15 protein-coding genes are annotated in these 16,974 nt (G+C 66.7%); 2 read left to right on the top strand and 13 right to left on the bottom strand.

Annotated features, from left to right (window positions below):
* Position 1: 1 nt before the first annotated feature.
* The 9 genes from QMF22_RS07005 to QMF22_RS07045 all read right to left on the bottom strand — a co-directional run bounded on the left by QMF22_RS07005 (position 2) and on the right by QMF22_RS07045 (position 9,815).
* On the bottom strand, positions 2-412 hold the full coding sequence (locus QMF22_RS07005) for a YciI family protein (RefSeq protein ID WP_283451770.1): 411 nt from the start codon (positions 410-412) through the stop codon (positions 2-4).
* 175 nt (positions 413-587) lie between these two features.
* Positions 588-2,234 carry an MDR family MFS transporter gene (locus QMF22_RS07010; protein WP_283451772.1) on the bottom strand — a complete coding sequence of 549 codons (1,647 nt, stop codon included), beginning with the start codon at positions 2,232-2,234 and terminating at the stop codon, positions 588-590.
* Positions 2,231-2,875: a TetR/AcrR family transcriptional regulator gene (locus QMF22_RS07015; RefSeq protein ID WP_283451774.1), complete on the bottom strand. Its 645-nt coding sequence runs from the start codon at positions 2,873-2,875 to the stop codon at positions 2,231-2,233. Before QMF22_RS07015 ends, QMF22_RS07010 begins: the two co-directional genes overlap by 4 nt.
* A gap of 273 nt (positions 2,876-3,148) precedes the next feature.
* Complete coding sequence (locus QMF22_RS07020) at positions 3,149-4,351, bottom strand: alcohol dehydrogenase catalytic domain-containing protein (RefSeq protein WP_283451776.1); 1,203 nt, start codon at positions 4,349-4,351, stop codon at positions 3,149-3,151.
* A gap of 2 nt (positions 4,352-4,353) precedes the next feature.
* Positions 4,354-5,100, bottom strand: coding sequence for a phosphonatase-like hydrolase (locus tag QMF22_RS07025; protein WP_283451778.1), 747 nt, complete (start codon positions 5,098-5,100; stop codon positions 4,354-4,356).
* The gene (locus QMF22_RS07030) at positions 5,097-6,266 is read right to left on the bottom strand and encodes a TIGR03364 family FAD-dependent oxidoreductase (protein ID WP_283451780.1); all 1,170 of its coding nucleotides are present in this window, start codon (positions 6,264-6,266) and stop codon (positions 5,097-5,099) included. Before QMF22_RS07030 ends, QMF22_RS07025 begins: the two co-directional genes overlap by 4 nt.
* On the bottom strand, positions 6,263-7,948 hold the full coding sequence (gene phnE / locus QMF22_RS07035) for a phosphonate ABC transporter, permease protein PhnE (protein WP_283451782.1): 1,686 nt from the start codon (positions 7,946-7,948) through the stop codon (positions 6,263-6,265). The genes QMF22_RS07030 and phnE overlap by 4 nt, the downstream gene beginning before the upstream one ends.
* The gene (gene phnC / locus QMF22_RS07040) at positions 7,945-8,814 is read right to left on the bottom strand and encodes a phosphonate ABC transporter ATP-binding protein (RefSeq protein WP_502846928.1); all 870 of its coding nucleotides are present in this window, start codon (positions 8,812-8,814) and stop codon (positions 7,945-7,947) included. The genes phnE and phnC overlap by 4 nt, the downstream gene beginning before the upstream one ends.
* A 47-nt stretch (positions 8,815-8,861) precedes the next feature.
* Positions 8,862-9,815: a phosphate/phosphite/phosphonate ABC transporter substrate-binding protein gene (locus tag QMF22_RS07045; RefSeq protein ID WP_283451786.1), complete on the bottom strand. Its 954-nt coding sequence runs from the start codon at positions 9,813-9,815 to the stop codon at positions 8,862-8,864.
* A 197-nt stretch (positions 9,816-10,012) separates the two neighbouring features.
* Between QMF22_RS07045 and QMF22_RS07050 the strand changes: the two genes are divergently transcribed.
* Positions 10,013-11,605, top strand: coding sequence for an AMP-binding protein (locus tag QMF22_RS07050; protein WP_283451788.1), 1,593 nt, complete (start codon positions 10,013-10,015; stop codon positions 11,603-11,605).
* A gap of 144 nt (positions 11,606-11,749) precedes the next feature.
* Here the strand turns inward: QMF22_RS07050 and QMF22_RS07055 are convergent, their stop codons facing one another.
* Both QMF22_RS07055 and QMF22_RS07060 read right to left on the bottom strand, forming a co-directional pair.
* On the bottom strand, positions 11,750-12,595 hold the full coding sequence (locus QMF22_RS07055) for an endonuclease/exonuclease/phosphatase family protein (protein WP_283451791.1): 846 nt from the start codon (positions 12,593-12,595) through the stop codon (positions 11,750-11,752).
* 74 nt (positions 12,596-12,669) lie between these two features.
* Entirely contained in the window at positions 12,670-12,912 is a 243-nt protein-coding gene (locus QMF22_RS07060; protein WP_283451793.1) for a hypothetical protein, read from the bottom strand.
* A gap of 126 nt (positions 12,913-13,038) precedes the next feature.
* Here QMF22_RS07060 and purL point away from each other — a divergent pair, with 126 nt between their 5' ends.
* Positions 13,039-15,345 carry a phosphoribosylformylglycinamidine synthase subunit PurL gene (gene purL, locus QMF22_RS07065; protein ID WP_283451795.1) on the top strand — a complete coding sequence of 769 codons (2,307 nt, stop codon included), beginning with the start codon at positions 13,039-13,041 and terminating at the stop codon, positions 15,343-15,345.
* A gap of 162 nt (positions 15,346-15,507) precedes the next feature.
* Here the strand turns inward: purL and QMF22_RS07070 are convergent, their stop codons facing one another.
* Both QMF22_RS07070 and QMF22_RS07075 read right to left on the bottom strand, forming a co-directional pair.
* Positions 15,508-16,431 (bottom strand): SDR family NAD(P)-dependent oxidoreductase, encoded by a 924-nt coding sequence (locus QMF22_RS07070; protein WP_283451797.1) that lies wholly within the window; start codon positions 16,429-16,431, stop codon positions 15,508-15,510.
* 81 nt (positions 16,432-16,512) lie between these two features.
* Positions 16,513-16,953 (bottom strand): chorismate mutase, encoded by a 441-nt coding sequence (locus tag QMF22_RS07075; RefSeq protein WP_283451799.1) that lies wholly within the window; start codon positions 16,951-16,953, stop codon positions 16,513-16,515.
* Between the last annotated feature and the right edge of the window lie 21 nt (positions 16,954-16,974).

A 16,974-nucleotide genomic window follows, 5' to 3' on the forward strand; every position in this document is an offset into this window, starting at 1 on the left:
GTCAGGTGGTGACCGACGATGCTCGGGCCTCCGCCCGGCGTGCTTCGACGCTGTCGGGGGTCGGCGCTTCCATCAGCAGTACCGGACGAACCTCGACGGCTCCGTTCCACGCGGCCGGAATCATGGAGGCGACCTTGATCGCCTCGTCGAGGTCGGCGCACTCGAGCAGGTAGAAGCCGGTGAGGGCCTCCTTGGTCTCGGCGTAGGGGCCGTCGCTGAGTACGACATCACCGCCCTTACCGCCGGTGACCCGTACCGTCGTGGCGGTGTTCGTCTGGTACAGAACAGCGCCACCGCGGATGACGTTCACGGCAGCCTGGCCGAATTCACCGTAGGCGGCCATTTCGTCGGAGTATTCGGGACGGCTCCAGTCGACGTCGGGCGAATAGATGAGTGCGACATAGTTGGGCATGATTGCTCCTTCACGGGTGTTCGTGTGGATCCCATCGGATGATGACATCTACCTTAGAAACGAACAGCCCCCGTTGGATAGGACAGCGCGACCTGAATTTTCTTCTCCAATGCAAGAAATGGCCCCGCTGGTCATGGGCGGCAGACACCCGTGACCCGCGGGGCCACTGTTTAGATCAGTTCATCGTTGGTCGAGCGGATGCCACCGCTTCAGTTTCGTCGTCGACGCCGGCCGAGCTTTCCAGACGAACGTAGGTGGCACCATCCGTTTCGAGGGTTTCGGGCAGGATGTCACGCTCGATCGTGGTGGCGAGCGGCTTCTCGGTCACGAAGCAGAGCAGGATGACGGCCACGACGACCAGCGGCACCATGTAGAGGAACACCGGGGTGAGCGCGTCGTTGTAGCCGCTGATAATGATCTGGCGGGCAGCATCGGGAAGGTCGCGCACCATGGCCGGGGTGAAGGAGTTGGCCGCACCGGCGCCGCCGGCGGGAAGGCGCTCGGTGAGTAGTTCGGTCAGGCGGGCGGCGAACAGGCTGCCGACCACTGCTGACCCGATGGAGGCACCGATCTGGCGGAAGTAGTTGTTCGAGGCGGTCGCCGTTCCGACCTGGGAGTTCGGGAAGGAGTTCTGCACGATCAGGATGAGGATCTGCATGCTCAGGCCGAGCCCGAGGCCCATGACGGCGAGGTAGCTGCACAGGATCCAGATCGGCAGCGTCGGGGTCATGGTCGAGAGCAGCACCAGGGCGACTCCGACGATGACCGTGCCCAGGATCGGCATCCACTTGTAGCGGCCGAATTTGCTGACCAACCAACCGGAGCCGATCGAGCTGATCAGCAGCGCGGCCATCATCGGAATCATCAGGAACCCGGCCTCGGTGGCGTTCGCGCCGGTCACCATCTGCAGGTAGGTGGGCAGGTAGGCGAGTGCGCCGAACATCGCGATGCCGGTGATCAGGCCGGCGACGGTGGTGAGGTTGAAGTTGCGGTCCTTGAACAGGTGCAGCGGCATGATCGGCTCGGCGGCGCGGCGCTCGACCATGACGAAGGCCACGGCGGCGACGACGGTCGCTGCGATGAGCGAGAGGATCAGCAGGGAATCCCAATCGTAGGTCGTGCCTCCCCAGGTGGTGGTGAGCACGAGCCCGGTCGAGGCCAGGGCGAGCAGGCCCATCCCGGCGACGTCAAGCTTCGGCTTGGCGTGGTCTTTTGTCGGCAACCGCAGGAAGAAGATGGCGGTCACGATAGCGAGGGCTCCGAGGGGAATGTTCATCCAGAACGCCCAGCGCCAGCCGATGCCCTCGGTGAACCAGCCCCCGAGCAGCGGGCCGGCTACGGAGGACAGCGCGAACACGCCGCCCATGACGCCCATGTACTTGCCGCGCTCGCGGGCCGGCACGACGTCGGCGATGATCGCCTGGGAGAGGATCATCAGCCCGCCGCCACCGAGGCCCTGCACGGCACGCCCGATGATGAGCCAGGTCATGTCGGGGGCCAGCCCACCCACGATTGAGCCGAGAATGAAGATGCTGATGGCGCCGATGAACAGGCCCTTACGGCCGATCAGGTCGCCGAGCTTGCCGTAGACCGGCAGCATGATGGTCGACGCGAGAATGTACGCGGTCGTCACCCAGAGCATGTGGTCGACGCCGTTGAGCTCGCCGACGATGGTCGGCAGCGCGGTGCTGAAGATGGTCTGGTCGAGCGAGGCGAGCAGCATGGTGACCATGAGCCCGGCGAAGACCAGCAGAATGTGACGCTTGCCGGGGTTGGCGGCGGCCTCGGCCGCCTCCGGCTGCGGGGTGAGTGTGGTGGTCATGAAAGTTTTACGGATACCTCTCTGGCGAGTGAAATTGCTCGTGATTCAAGTTGTTCGGCCGCACCCTCAGCGTTGGTCGGGCGCATTTCGGCCCATTCCTTGACGGCCACGCGCACCGCGCCGCCGCACAGGGCCAGCACCAGGTCAGCGGATGCCGCCTGTTCGGCCGGCGAGTCGCCCGCGAACCGCGCGTCCCGTGCCACGAGGGCCGTGACCGCGCTGGCGACTTCGGTGGTCAGTTGGGTGAATTGGGCAAGCTGGGTCGTGAGTAGCTGCGGGTGCCGACGCAAAATCTCGAGCCGGTCTTCCCTCATCGTCGGTCGGGTCGACGGCGGGCCGATGACGGTCAGCAGCAGGTGAATCACGGTATCGAGCAGACCCTGTTCGGCCACGCGGTCACAATGCTCGACCAGCTCGTTCTCGGCGATTTCGACCTGGCGCAGACCGAGGATGGCGGCATCCTTGCTCTCGAAGTAGTTGAAGAAAGTGCGCGGCGACACATTGGCGAGCTCACTGATCGCGTCGACCGTAGTGTGCTCCAGGCCATCGCGCAGCACGAGGGTGACCGCGGCGTCTTCGAGCCGCAGGCGCGTATCGAGACGCTTGCGGTCACGAAGGCCGAGGTTCGGTTCAGTTATCACGGGGACAATTCTTGCGCACAGTGCGTTTTTGCGCAACTGCAAGTTTACAGTGATGCATGTTTCGCGGTGAATGCTCAGGTGCTTGTTCAGGTGCGGCTGCAACGCCCTTGCCCCGCCATCACTGGAAAGTATCATCGGCCCGCCCGGCGGCACGATCTAGCCGTCGCACTCGGTCACCGCCCCAGTTGCCGGAGAGCGCGCCACCTATGGCTGGCGCGGTGCCCGACAACTGGCGCGGCGACGCGGCACTCGCGGCTCAGGCGACTAGTTGGGTCAGCCGAGGGTCGCGGGCGGCTGCGGGGCGAGGCCCACGCGCGGGTGGCGGGCCGTCGCGGCCAGGGCGAGGGCGGCATCCGCTTGGGCGAGCGGAAAAGTCGTTCCGACCAGTGCCGAGAACGGATGCCGGTGCCAGGCTCTCCCGAGATAGGTCACCGCCTGCGACAGGTCACCCGGCGTGTAGTTGTGCACGCCGCGCACGGTGACCAGGCGGCGCACGATCGACTCCGGGTCGAGCAGAACCGGGTCACCGGGCGAGACGCTGCCGACGAGCACGACCACTCCGCCGACGCCGATCAGGTCCAGCGCAGTTTGCACGGCCGGTCGGGCGCCGCTCAGCTCCACGGCGATCGTCGGTTCGGCGGCGCCGGCATCCGCGAGCGCGGCGAGCAAACTCGCCACCCCGGTCGGCGACTCCCGCGGCGCGCCCGGGTCGGCGACTGCGGCGGCCCCGAAGGCGAGCGCGAGCTGACGCCGGGCGGGGTCCGGGTCGCTGACCACCACGAGGGCGCCGGCATCCGTCGCCATCGCGCAGGCCGTCACTCCGAGCATCCCGGCACCGGTGACCAGCACGGTCGCCCCGGCCAGCGGCACGAGAGCGGATGCCGCCCCCAGCGCCGCTACCACCGTCGCGGTCGCGCAGGACGCCGGCGCCAGAACCGTGGCCGGAACCTGTTCGTCGACGACCACTACCGCAGTTCCGGCTCGCACCTGCACGTGGGTGGCGAAGCCGCCGCTGAGTTCCCAGCCGCGTTGCATCCGTTCGTGGCCGTATTTCACCAGCTCGAGGCACTTCTGGGGCAGGCCGCGGCGGCAGCGCGGGCAGGTTCCGCAGCTCACGGTTACCGACCAGACCACTCGCTGCCCGACCCGCAGCGGCATTCCATTTGCGGCATATGACTGCTCCGTGACCGCGACAATGCGACCGACCTGCTCGTGCCCGAGCACGAGCGGCTTCGCAGCGAGGCGGTGGCCGAGCGCCGTGTGCACGTCGGAGCCGCAGATCGTGGCCAATTCCAGCTCCACCAGCACGTCACCGGGCCTAAGCAGCACGCCGGGCACCGCTACGCGGTCCAACGGCAGGCCGACGCCCGACCAGACCATGGCCTCGGCGGCGCGCGGCAACACGACCTCCCGGCCGACTCCGAGGGTGAGGGCCGGCAGCGTCACCGGTGCAGCGATTGGATCGTGTTCGGGCATAGCTACTCGATCGTTTCCTCACGCAGGCCGAGCAGTTCGGCCAGGTCAGCGACGCTCGTGACGACGACATCAGCCCCGGCGTCCTCGAGGGTGTCGGTGTCGTGCGTGCCGGTCAGCACGCCCACGACCAGTCCGGCGCCAGCGCTCAGACCGGAGAGCATGTCGCTGGCCGTGTCGCCGACGACGACCATGGCCGCGACGCTCGATGCGCCGGTGCGGAGCAGCGCCGTGAGCGGCAGGTCGGGGTAGGGGCGGCCACGGCCGGCTTCGGCCGGGCAGAGGCTCACGTCGATGAGGTCGCTCCAACCGAGCGCATCGATGAGTGTGTCCTGCGTCGTACGGGAGAAGCCGGTGACGAGGGCCACCTTCACGCCGGCCTCCCGCAGTTCCTGGAACAGGTCGGCCGCGCCAGGGATCGCGGTCACTCCGACCTGTTCAACGAGTTCGCCGTAGGCGGTTTCGAAGGCGGCCGTCGCCGCGACCGCCGCTTCTTCGGAGTCGGTCAGCTCGCGAAAGACGTCGAGCTTGGACTGCCCCATGGTTTCTCGCACGAAAGCGACGGCTTCCTCGAGGTCGTCGGCGTTGTCGACCAGGCCGCTGCGCTCGGCGGCGAGAACGAACGCCCGCTCGACCAGTCCGTCGTCGCTCACGGTGGTCCCGGCCATGTCGAAGACGACGAGCTCAACGTCCACGTCGTCGGTATCGAAATCATCAAGGTCAAGGTCAAGATCAACGGGTGCGGTGCTCATGGGGTGCCTTTCAGGGTGAGTGAGGGAATGGCGAAATTGCAGGCGGTCGAGATGACGTGTTCGGCGAGACCGAGCCCGGTGGTCATGCCGATTCCGGTGGTGGCCGCTACGAGGTACACACCGGCTTCGGGCTGGTCGATGAGAAAGTCGGCACGCCCGGAGGCATAGATGCCCTGCCACCGTTCGAGCACCCGCGGGCGCGGCACGCCGAACAATTCGGAGGTGAGCTGCAGCAGCTGTGCGAACGCATTCTCATTCTGGAATGCGGAGACGCATGCGCCGCGGTAGTGGGTGTCCCCCACGATCAGCGAGCCGTCCTGCAGCTGGGTGTACATCTGGTTGAGGTCCAGTTCGGCCAGCAGCGGATACTCCCGCCGTAGCCGTTCGCCCAGAGTGGCTGCCGCCGGAAGGTTGGAAAATGCTCCGTAGCGCAGCAGCGACCAGCCGGTCAGCACCGGCGCGGGCAGCGGCACGCGCAGGCCAGCGTCGACGCGGAGCATGTCCAGGCCGCAGCGCACAATGCCGTCGCGCTCGGCGATCTCCGGGTAGAGCTGGTCGATGTCCTGGTTGACCGCCACGATGACCGTTCCGGAGTCTATCGGCCCGCGAGTGGTCGTGACCCGGCCTGGCCGTACGGCCGTGACCGCGGTGCGGTCGCGAAAGTCGACACCCCGGCTGGCCAGGTATGCGGCCAGACCGGCGGCGGCCTGGCGCGGATTGACTTGCAGGTCCCAGGGCAGGTGCGCGCCGCCCACCGCGGTGCCGTCGGCGAGCGGCAGACGCTCCGACACCTCGGCGGCGCCCAGCAGCACGACGTCGGGCGCGCCGACGCCGAAGACTGACTCGGCTCCGCGCTGCGCCGCCAGCTCCCGCAGCACTTCCAATTCGTCCTCGTGCCGGGCGATCACCACCGTGCCCGACTCGCGCAGCCAGACACCGGCATCCGCCTGCAGCCGCAGCCAGAGCGGGCGGGACCGCAGGGCGAATTCCCGGGCCGGACCGCTTTGCGGGGTGAAACACAGGTGGCCGAAATTGCGAACGGATGCCCCGCCGATGGCCGCCGCGCGGTCCACGACGGCGACGGAGAGGCCCCGGTCGCTGGCGGCGAGCGCGTGCCCGAGGCCCACGATGCCGCTGCCGACGACGACCACGTCGAAGCGGGTCATCGGAACACCCGCCGCATCCACATTGCCAGGCCTTCGACCGCAACCACCGTCACGAGAATCATGAGCACGATCGTGGTGACCAAGTCATAGCGCGACCCCTGGCCGGCGTTCAGCAGGTAGTAGCCGACCCCGCCGCCGCCGACCAGGCCGAGAATGGTGGCCGCCCGAATATTGGTGTCGAGCATGTAGAAACTGTGTCCGATCAACGCTTTCATTCCTTGGGGAGCCGTGGCGCCGGCGTAGACCTGCAGCCTCGTTGCGCCGGCCGCCCGGAGGGCCTGTTCCGGCCCGCGCTTGACCTCTTCGAGTGAGTCGGCGAGCAGCTTTCCGAGCAGGCCGATGCCACCGATAGAGAGGGCGATGGTGCCGGCCTGGGTGCCCAGACCAGTGACGACGATGAGCACGATGGCCAGGATGATCTCCGGAATGCCGCGGATCGTCACGAGCACCAGCCGAAAGCCGGCCCGTACGCGCGGCGACGGGGCGACGTTGCGGGCGGCGAGCGATCCGATCACGATCGACGCGACGATCGTGAGAATCGTTGCGGCCAGGGCAATCGCGATGGTTTCGCCCATCGCCGCGAGCATGACCGGGGCGTCATAGTTTCCGAAGCTCGGCGGCCAGAATTTGGCGGCGGTCTCGGGCAGGTACGACCAGACGGTGAGAAAGTCGCCCCACTTTATGTCGCAGATCCAGACGCTGCCGATCACGATCAACGCAGCGAGCACGCCCCAGACCGCGTTGCGCAAGCGGGCGTAGGTCCAGGGGCGGCGCGAGGCATCCGCTGTCTGGCCGGTCATACCGAGGCGTCGCAGCAGCCGGTCTCCGATCCCCTGACGGGTGGGCGCGAGGCCGAGCATGACGGTGCGCACGGCGCTCGACACGATTTCCATCACCACGCAGAGCGCGAAAATGACCAGCGCGATGCCGAGCCCGAGCGAGTAGTTGAGCGATTTGAAGGCGTAGGACATCTCGAGACCGAGTCCGGCGACCCCGACGTAGCCGAGGATGACCGAACCGCGCAGGTTGATATCGTTGCGGTGCAGCACGGTCGCCACCCACGACGGCAGCACCTGCGGCAGCACGCCGGAGAAGAATTCCTGCACCCGCGTGCCTCCGGCGGCCCGAATCGCCAGCCGGGGGCCCTCGTCGATCTGCTCGATCGCGTCGGCGAACATCTTGCTGATCATTCCGATCGAGTGGATGCCGATGGCCAGGATTCCGGGCAGCGTACCGAGCGAGAACATCAACACGAACACCATCGCGAGCACGACATCGGGCACCGCCCGGGTCAGCACGCCGAGAAAGCGAGCGACGGCCATCCACCCGCGACCGGGTGAGGTATTCGCGGCGGCGAGCCACGCCAGCGGCACCGAGAAGAACGCGGCGAACAGGGTACCGAGCAGCACGAGCCCCACCGTGAGGGCGGTCAGGTAGAGCAGCTCGCCCGGCGCTGGGAAGCTGATGACTCCCACGCGATCGAAGAATCGAGTGGCGTTCGACCAGCTCGCCACCATCTGCGGCAGCGAGATATCCACGCTGATCAGTGACAGAACGGATGCCGCCACCAGCGCAACCAGCGTGAGCCCGGCCGCGATCTTCTCCGGTTGAACGCGGCGTTGCGGTGCTGGGATGACGGCATCCGCTTGGTCGGCGTGGGGGCGTTCGAGCGTGAGCGTCACCGGCGGTTGTCCCATGCCGAGCTGGAGGTCGCCAGATCGAGCTCGCTCTGTTCGTCGGGCTCGCCCGCTTCACCGGTGCCCAGCTCGGTGCCCAGCTCGGTCTCGATCGCGTCGAGCTCACCGGTCGAGGTGGTGACGCGGCCGTAGATCTCCATCACATTCTGCTTCGAGAGCCCCTGCGTGGCGGTGTCGAGCACCACCTGGCCGTGGCGCAGGCCGACAATGCGATCGCCCCAGGACAGGGCCAGATCAACCTGGTGCAGACTGCACACCACGGTGAGACCACTGTCAATGGCGATCTCCCGGATCAGTGCCATGACCTGCGCGCTCGACTCCGGGTCGAGCGAGGCGACCGGTTCGTCGGCGAGCAGAATGCGTGGGTTTTGCATGAGCGCTCTTGCGATGCCGACCCGCTGCTGCTGGCCGCCCGAGAGAGTGTCGGCGCGCTGGTAGGCCTGGGCGAGCAGTCCCACCCGGTCGAGGTGGCCGAGCGCGGCCAGCTTGAGCTCGCGGCGGTACCCCCACAGGCCCAGTCTCGGCCCGCGCACCCGGAACAGGGCACCGGTCAGCACATTTTCGAGCACGGTGAGCGATCCGACCAGTTCGAACTGCTGAAAGACGAAACCGACCTGACCGCGCAGCGCGCGTAGCGGCCGTCCCTTCAGGCCCGATAGCGGAGCGCCGAGCACGGTCACAGTGCCGGAGTCGGGCCGGTCGAGGCCGTCGAGGTGTCGCAGCAGGGTGGATTTGCCCGAACCGGACAACCCGAGTAATACGACAATTTCGCCGCGGGCCACCGTCAGCGACAGGTCGCTGAGGGCCGTCGTCTCGCCGAAGGTTTTGGTGATTCCGCGCACGTCGATCACCGGTTCCGCTGCGGAGCCGGAACCGGTGGTAACGCTGGAGTTACTGGTTAGCCCTGGCACTGCGATGCCGACGTCTTCACGCAGATGTCGCGAATTGTGTCGTAGTACTTGTCATCGACCGGCTCGGTCGCGTAGAAGGTGTCGCGAAAGGCCTGGGTGTCGGCGCTCGTCACGCCGGAGGCGATGATGTCGTCGATGGTGACCTGGCCGAGCACCTCGGTGAGCTGGGTCTTCAGTTCGGCCGGCAGAGTGTCGGAGACGACGATCGGTGCCCCGGGAACCATGGTCTCGGCGATGACCTTGACCTTGTCGCTCTTGGCGACCTCACTGTCCTCGGCGAAACCGACCTCACACTCCTTGCCCTCGCCGACCTTCTGCACGCTCACGTCGTGCTTGCCGGCGAACACCGGGGTGACGTCGGAGACCGGGTCGACGCCGGCTTCGAGCAGGTTGTAGGAGGGGAACAGGTATCCGCTCGTCGATGACGGGTCGACGAAGCAGACCTTCTTGCCCACGAACTCGTCCAGCGAGGTGATGGCGCTGTCTGCCGGAACGATCGCTTGCGAGTAGTACCCGGGCACCTCGCCCTCGGTCGTGACGATCGAGGAGATCGGGGTGATAGCCGCACCGCTGTTGGTCGCGGTGATGTAGGTGAAGCCGGAAAACGAGGCCACGTCGATCTTGCCGGCGATTGCCGCTTCGATCAGGGCGGCGTAATCGGTCGACTCGTGGTATTCCACGGTCTTGCCGGTCTCCTGCTCGATGTAGTCCATCAGCGGCTGGTAGTTGGTCTGGGTGTCGACCGAGTCGGGAACCACACCGAACACGAGGGTGTTCTCATCGGCGGCGTAGCTGACGCCGTCGGTGCCGGTACCGGCCGCGTCGGCGGTGTCCGCCGAGCACGAGGCCAGGCTCAGGGTGAGCAGAACGGCGGCGCCGGCGGCGAAGGCCGTCTTGGCGCCGAGAGAAGTGGTCCGTGAAAAAGCGCTGTGGATTGCCACGTGAAACCTTCCTGAGTCGAGGGCATTACGTGGAGCCACGCTAGGCAGGCCACGCCAACAGCACGGGAGCCCCGGGTAACCGGCAGGTGAACGCGCCGTGGCAAATGCGGGCGCGGGCCACTCGGGTCACATGCACAGTTTCGCGTCAGCCCCGAGCGGTACCGTGTGCATGCCACACCGATCAAAGGAGATCCCCCGTGTTCACGAGCCCCTACGCTCCCGTTGAGATTCCCTCGCAGAGTATTTTCGACTATCTGTTCGGTGACCTGAGCGAGGCCGAGCTGGATCGCACCGCCGTCATCGACGGTGCCAGCGGGGCCGCTCTCAGCTACCGCACCCTGGTCGATCAGATCACCCGGGTGGCCGGCGCTCTCGCCGCCGACGGCGTCGGGCCCGGCACTGTCGTGGGTCTGCTCTGCCCGAACACGCCGGAATTCACGGCCATCTTCCACGGCATTCTGCGCTCGGGAGCCACGGTCACGACCATCAATTCGCTCTACACTCCCGACGACATCCAGCGCCAGCTCCACGATTCCGGTGCGACCTGGCTGGTGACCGTCACCCCGCTGCTGGCCGGCGCCAAGGCGGCAGCCCACGCGGCAGGCATCTCCGACGAGCAGATCGTCGTGATCGACGGAGAGCCCGGACATCCGTCACTGGCCGATTTATTGAAAGCGGATGCCGCCCCGCCCGTCATCAGCATCGATCCCGCCACGCACGTGGCCGTGCTCCCCTACTCTTCGGGCACGACGGCGGCGCCGAAGGGCGTCATGCTCAGCCACCGCAACCTCGTGGCGAACGTGCAGCAGGCCCGCGATCTGATCGGGGTTGTTCCGGACGACAAGGTGCTCGCGCTGCTGCCGTTCTACCACATCTACGGAATGACGGTGCTGCTGAACCTCGCCTTCAAACAGCGGGCTTCCCTCGTCACCATGGCCAAGTTCGACTTCGTCGAGTTTCTTCGCATGATCCAGGATCACCGCTGCAGCTACGTCTTCATCGCGCCGCCGATTGCGGTGGCCGTGGCGAAGCATCCGCTGGTAGAGAAGTACGACCTGTCGAGCGTGCACACGATTCTGTCGGGGGCCGCGCCGCTCGACGGCGCTCTCGCCGCGGCCGTCGCCACCCGGCTGGACTGCCGCATTCTGCAGGGCTACGGGATGACCGAGGTCAGCCCGGTCAGCCACCTCATTCCGATCGATGCCCCGCACCTCGCGCGCGCCTCGGTCGGGGTGACCGTGCCGAACATGGACTGCAAGCTCGTGTCGACCGAAACCGGCGAAGAGATCGAGATCCCCGAAGACGGTGTCAGCGAGCCCGGCGAGCTGCTGGTGCGCGGCCCGAACGTGATGCTCGGCTACCTGAACAACGAGAAAGCCACCCGCGAGACCATCGACGCCGACGGATTTCTGCACACCGGCGACATCGCCACGGTGAGCGCGCTCGGCGAGGTGACCATCGTCGACCGCAGCAAGGAGCTGATCAAGTACAAGGGCTACCAGATCGCGCCGGCCGAGCTGGAGGCGCTGCTGCTGACGCACCCGCAGATCGCAGACGCGGCGGTGATCGGTGCAGCGGATGCCGACGGCCAGGAGATCCCGAAAGCCTTCGTCGTCGCCGTGGCTGAGTCGGCGGTCACCGCCGAGGAGGTCATGGCGTACGTCGCCGAGCGGGTCGCCCCGCACAAGAAGGTGCGCGCAGTGGAGTTCATCGACGCGATCCCGAAGTCGGCGTCCGGCAAGATCTTGCGGAAGGACCTGCGCGCCAGGGAGAAGGCTGCCGCGGTGTAGCGGTTCGGGCGAGTCAGTCACCCGCTCCCGGGCATCCGGTCCCATGTCGAACATGCGCGCGGCGAGGTTCCTCACTTCGACCTGACTTGCCCTCTCAGTGAGGGCTACAGTGAAGGCGCAGTGAAGACGAGTCAGGGGTCACTGTCACTTCTCATCTTTCGGAGGCAATGCCTTGAGATTCACGACGGCCTGCATCGGGGCGTGGTCCGAGGGCCAGCCGCCCTCATAGCGCTTCACGTTTATGGCGGCTTTCAGCACGGGGACGCCGGGCGTGACGAGGAGCCAGTCGATGCGTTTGAGATTGCGCTGCGGCGGGCGATAGTTCAAAAACGTTCCCCACTCTTCGGTGACGCGTTCGTCTGCTGTGTTCCAGGAATCCAGAAGCAGGCCCAGGCCGGTGAGGCGGTCATAGGGGGCGGTATTCGCATCCGTGTTGAAGTCGCCCGTCACGATCGTGGACAGCGGCGACGCTGACACGATGCGTCGAAGCACGTCGGCGGATCGCAGCCGCGAGGTACGGGAGCGGTGGTCGAAGTGGGTGTTCACGGCCTGAAAGTCGATGCCGGTGGCGATGTCGTGAAAGGACACGTCAACGACGACGCGCGGAACGCGGTTGCCCCACGCGGTCGAGCCGGGCCGCGACGGTGTGTCGGAGAGGGCCGTCTGCTTCCATTCGAGCACGCGCAGCCGACGGGAATCGTAGAAGATCGGGCAGCCTTCCCCACCCCTGTTCGTTTCCCGGCCATAGCCGATCGAACGGTATCGATCTCCGAGCGCGTGACGCACGAAGTTCGCCTGGTCGAACAGTGCTTCCTGCACGCCGATCAGTGCGGGCTGCTCGGCAGCAAGCAGACGTTTCAGTAGCGGCCGGCGATGCACCCACCGATCGGGGCTGCGCGGGTTGAGGTGTGGCATGCGTCGACGGATGTTGAAACTCATGACGTGCAGATCCGGCGCGGCGACGGGGCCGATGAGTGCGCTGTCAGTCATGGGACCAGCCTATTGCGATGGTGCGACGACGTCATTCTCGGTCACCGCACCACGTACCGGTGACCGCGCCAGCTCTACCTGGCGCGGTCACCCGCAACGGGCGCGGCGACTAGCGACACTCTCGCCAGCCGCTTCGGCCGGTTCTTCACCGCGATGGCGACGACCGCCACAGCTGCACCGATCGAGGTGGACACGAAGATGGTCGATGCTACGGCGATCCAGAACCAGAACCAGATCAGCGCGACCCCGTTGCGGCGGGGCGCACTCACATCGGCCTGTGCCGGTTCAGTCGGCTGAGCGGCGTTGAGACTACTCATGACTCCCCCGGTCCGGCCGGTGATGGGCCGCGTCGCTCCAGCAAGACTAGAGTTCTGCGGGCCGGGGCCGGGCGACCGGTAGACTTGCCGGGTCAAGCATCCGCTATCTCGGGGAGAATTCCACACGTGACCGCTGTTTCCAACACCTCTTCCCGCGGCGTCGCCGACACCGTTTCGAACGCTATTGCCACGCCGGAGAAGGATCAGCCCTACGGCGCGCTCGGGCTCAAGGCCGATGAGTATGCGAAGATCCGCGAGATTCTGGGCCGCCGCCCCACGAGTGGCGAGCTCGCCATGTACTCGGTGATGTGGAGCGAGCACTGCTCCTATAAGAGCTCGAAGATGTACCTGCGCCAGTTCGGCGACAAGGTCACCCCCGCCATGAAGAAGAACCTCATGGTCGGTATGGGCGAGAACGCCGGCGTGCTCGACGTCGGCGAGGGCTGGGCCGTCACCTTCAAGATCGAATCCCACAACCACCCCTCCTACATTGAGCCCTTCCAGGGCGCCGCCACCGGCGTCGGCGGCATCGTGCGCGACATCATCTCGATGGGCGCCCGCCCGGTGGCCGTGATGGACGCCCTGCGCTTCGGCGATATCAACGATCCCGATACTGCCCGCGTCGTGCACGGCGTGGTGAGCGGCATCAGCTTCTACGGCAACTGCCTCGGCCTGCCGAACATCGGCGGCGAAACCGTGTTCGACCGGGTGTACCAGGGCAACCCGCTGGTCAATGCGCTCTCGGTCGGCGTGCTGCGTCACGAGGACCTGCACCTGGCCAATGCCCGCGGCGTTGGCAACCAGGTCGTTTTGTTCGGTGCCCGCACCGGCGGCGACGGCATCGGCGGGGCATCCATTCTCGCCTCGGATACCTTCAGCGCCAATGGCCCGACCAAGCGTCCAGCAGTGCAGGTCGGCGACCCGTTCGCCGAGAAGGTGCTCATTGAGTGCTGCCTCGAATTGTTCGCGGGCAAGCTCGTCGAGGGAATCCAGGACCTCGGCGCGGCCGGCATCAGCTGCGCGACCAGTGAGCTGGCCTCGAACGGCGACGGCGGCATGTTCATTGAGCTCGAGAAGGTGCTGCTGCGCGACCCAACGCTCACCGCCGAAGAGATTCTGATGAGCGAGAGCCAGGAACGCATGATGGCGATCGTCACGCCAGAGAAGCTCGAGGGCTTCCTCGCCGTGACGAAGAAGTGGGATGTCGAGACCAGCGTGCTCGGCGAGGTCACCGACACCGGCCGACTAGTTATCAACTGGCACGGCGAAGAAATCGTCAACGTGCTGCCGCGCACCGTGGCCGTAGATGGCCCGGTCTACGAGCGTCCGCTCGCCTACCCGACCTGGATCGACGCCCTGCAGGCCGACACCGCCTCCGGACTGCCGCGTGCCCTCGACGGCGAGACCCTGCGCGAGCAGTTCCTCGACCTGCTCGGCTCACCGAACCTGGCCGATCCGAGCTGGATCACCGACCAGTACGACCACTACGTGCAGGGCAACACGGCACTGTCTTTTCCCGACGACGGCGGCATGATTCGGGTCGACGAAGAGTCTGGCCTCGGCTTCGCGATCGCGACCGACGCGAACGGCCGCTACTGCCAGCTCGACCCGTACCGCGGCGCCCAGCTGGCCCTGGCCGAGGCGTACCGCAACGTGGCCGCGACCGGCGCGGTCCCGGCCGGCGTCAGCGACTGCCTCAACTTCGGCTCGCCGGAGAACCCCGAGGTGATGTGGCAGTTCCGGGAGGCCGTCACGGCCCTCGCCGACGGATGCCTCGAACTCGAGATTCCCGTCACCGGCGGGAATGTCTCGTTCTACAACCAGACCGGCGATCAGCCGATTCACCCCACCCCGGTCGTGGCCGTGCTCGGCGTGATCGACGACGTCGCCCGCCGCATCCCGAGCGGCTGGCAGGACGACGGCCACAACATCTACCTGCTCGGCGAGACCCGCCTCGAGCTCGACGGTTCGGCCTGGGCCGGAGTCGTGCACGACCACCTCGGCGGTCGCCCGCCGATCGTCGATCTCGGTAAGGAGAAGGCCCTCGCCGGCCTGCTACACGCCGCCTCGAAGGAAGCCCTCATCGACAGCGCCCACGACCTCAGCGAGGGCGGGCTCGCCCAGGCCCTGGCCGAAGCCGTCATGCGCTTCGGTGTGGGAGCCCGGGTCTGGCTGGGCGACATCTGCGGGCGCGACGGGGTGGACGCATCCACTGCCCTGTTCTCGGAATCGGCCGGTCGCGTCATCGTCTCCGTGCCGCGCGAAGACGACGTGAAGTTCCTCGGCCTCTGCGCCGGCCGCTACATTCCGGTGCTGCGCATCGGCGTGACGGATGCCACCCTGCACGCCCTAGAGGTGCAAGACGTCTTCGCCGCGCCCCTCTCCGAAATGAAGCAGCGGCACCAGTCCCCGCTCCCCGCCGCCTTCGCCTAACCCCAGCTCGCGGCCCCGTTCTGGTCGACAGCACTCCGGCATGACTCCTGCAAATTCCGGAAGACACAAAACTGAACGCCGGAATGACGCGGGACTTTCATATTCGGCGCGTAAATTGCAGGAGTTATGCGGTGGGAGCCGACGACGCCTCTGTGACGGGGGCTAAAGGAACGGCTCGCCGATGAGGGTCTCGGCTCGCTCCCAGAGGCGCGCGGCGACCGCTCGGTCTCGGGAGGTTCGGGTTGCGGGCTGACGGACAGGCGCGCCGCGCACCAAAAGGCGGGGGCCGAAGTAGTCGCCGCCGTGGGCATCCGGGTCGATCGCTGCACGCACTGTCGACCAGGCTCCGTGATGCTTGCCCTGCGCGCCGACCAGCGTTTGAAGGCCGTCGATGACACGCTTGGCCGGGGTGATTTCGTTGACACCGGGAATGGTTGGAGTCAACCCCGAAATCGAGTATCCCGGATGCGCCACCAACGACTGCACCACGCCGGCCCCGTTGGCCCGCAGCCGCCGATCGAGCTCGAATCCGAACACCTGCATGGCGATCTTGGACTGCGCGTACGCCTTCCACCCGTTATAGGTAGTGGCCAGCTGCAGATCGTCAAGCGAGGAATCCATCAGCCGAGAGATCAGCGACCCGAGGGACACGACCCGGCTACCGGGAGTACGCCGCAAGGCCATGAGCGACCCCGCGGTCAAAGCAAAATGCCCGAGAAAGTTCGTCGCAAAGACCAGCTCGTTGCCGTCGAGGCTCACGGCGCGATCCGTCGGCGGGTGCACGATTCCAGCGTTCAGAATCAGGCCGTCGAGGCGAGGAAGGGCGCGCAGGGTTTCGCTGACGTCGCGAACCGATTGCAGATCCGACACATCCAGCTGCACCACCGAAACGGATGCCCCCGCCACGCGGGCGCGAATCGCCGCGGCCGCGGCATCCGCTTTCACCGGGTTGCGGCAGGCGAGCACGACGTGGGCGCCCGCGCCGGCGAGCTGCTCGCTGGTGAAATAGCCGAGGCCGGCGTTGGCACCGGTCACGACGAAGGTCTTGCCGGTCTGGTCGGGCAGAGCCCGCGGGTTCCAGTTCACGAGTCCTGCTCGGCATCGAGCTGACGCCCGAAAACGTCTGTCTCGACGGTCACAGCGCCGAGATCTCCGGGCAGGCGGACGTCACGACGCCGAGCTTGGTGCGTGCGCTACCGGCGGGTGCGGAAGCGGGCGTGGCTGCGCAGCCGGGGTCGCGACAGCGGACGTCGGCGCAGAGCCGGCGGCCCGCCCCAGCTGCACAGCATCCCCACCGGCGATCTTCACGTGGTGGTGAATGACCTCGGCGATGATGAAATTGAGAAACTTCTCGGCGAAGGCCGGGTCGAGGTGGGCCTCTTCGGCGAGGCCGCGGAGCCGATCGATCTGCATGAGTTCACGCGCGGGGTCAGCGGCCGGCAGCCCGTGCGCTGCTTTGAGCCGCCCCACCTGCTGGGTGAACTTGAATCGCTCGGCCAGCAGGTGAATGAGCGCGGCGTCGATATTGTCGATGCTTTCGCGAATGCTGTGCAGCTGCGCGATGGCAGCCGTGTCAGCGTCGGCGGGTAACTCCTCGTGTACGACCATACTTTTACGATAATGCATGGC

It is taken from the genome of Cryobacterium sp. PH31-L1 (genome assembly GCF_030063145.1).
GTDB lineage: Bacteria > Actinomycetota > Actinomycetes > Actinomycetales > Microbacteriaceae > Cryobacterium.

Bases quoted from the DNA above. Each gene is read 5' to 3' on its own strand.
- QMF22_RS07020 (WP_283451776.1), bottom strand. From the start codon at position 4,351: ATGCCCGAACACGATCCAATCGCTGCACCGGTGACGCTGCCGGCCCTC.
- QMF22_RS07010 (WP_283451772.1), bottom strand. From the start codon at position 2,234: ATGACCACCACACTCACCCCGCAGCCGGAGGCGGCCGAGGCCGCCGCC.
- QMF22_RS07060 (WP_283451793.1), bottom strand. From the start codon at position 12,912: ATGAGTAGTCTCAACGCCGCTCAGCCGACTGAACCGGCACAGGCCGAT.
- QMF22_RS07025 (WP_283451778.1), bottom strand. From the start codon at position 5,100: ATGAGCACCGCACCCGTTGATCTTGACCTTGACCTTGATGATTTCGAT.
- QMF22_RS07075 (WP_283451799.1), bottom strand. From the start codon at position 16,953: ATGGTCGTACACGAGGAGTTACCCGCCGACGCTGACACGGCTGCCATC.
- QMF22_RS07005 (WP_283451770.1), bottom strand. From the start codon at position 412: ATGCCCAACTATGTCGCACTCATCTATTCGCCCGACGTCGACTGGAGC.
- QMF22_RS07030 (WP_283451780.1), bottom strand. From the start codon at position 6,266: ATGACCCGCTTCGACGTGGTCGTCGTCGGCAGCGGCATCGTGGGCCTC.
- QMF22_RS07055 (WP_283451791.1), bottom strand. From the start codon at position 12,595: ATGACTGACAGCGCACTCATCGGCCCCGTCGCCGCGCCGGATCTGCAC.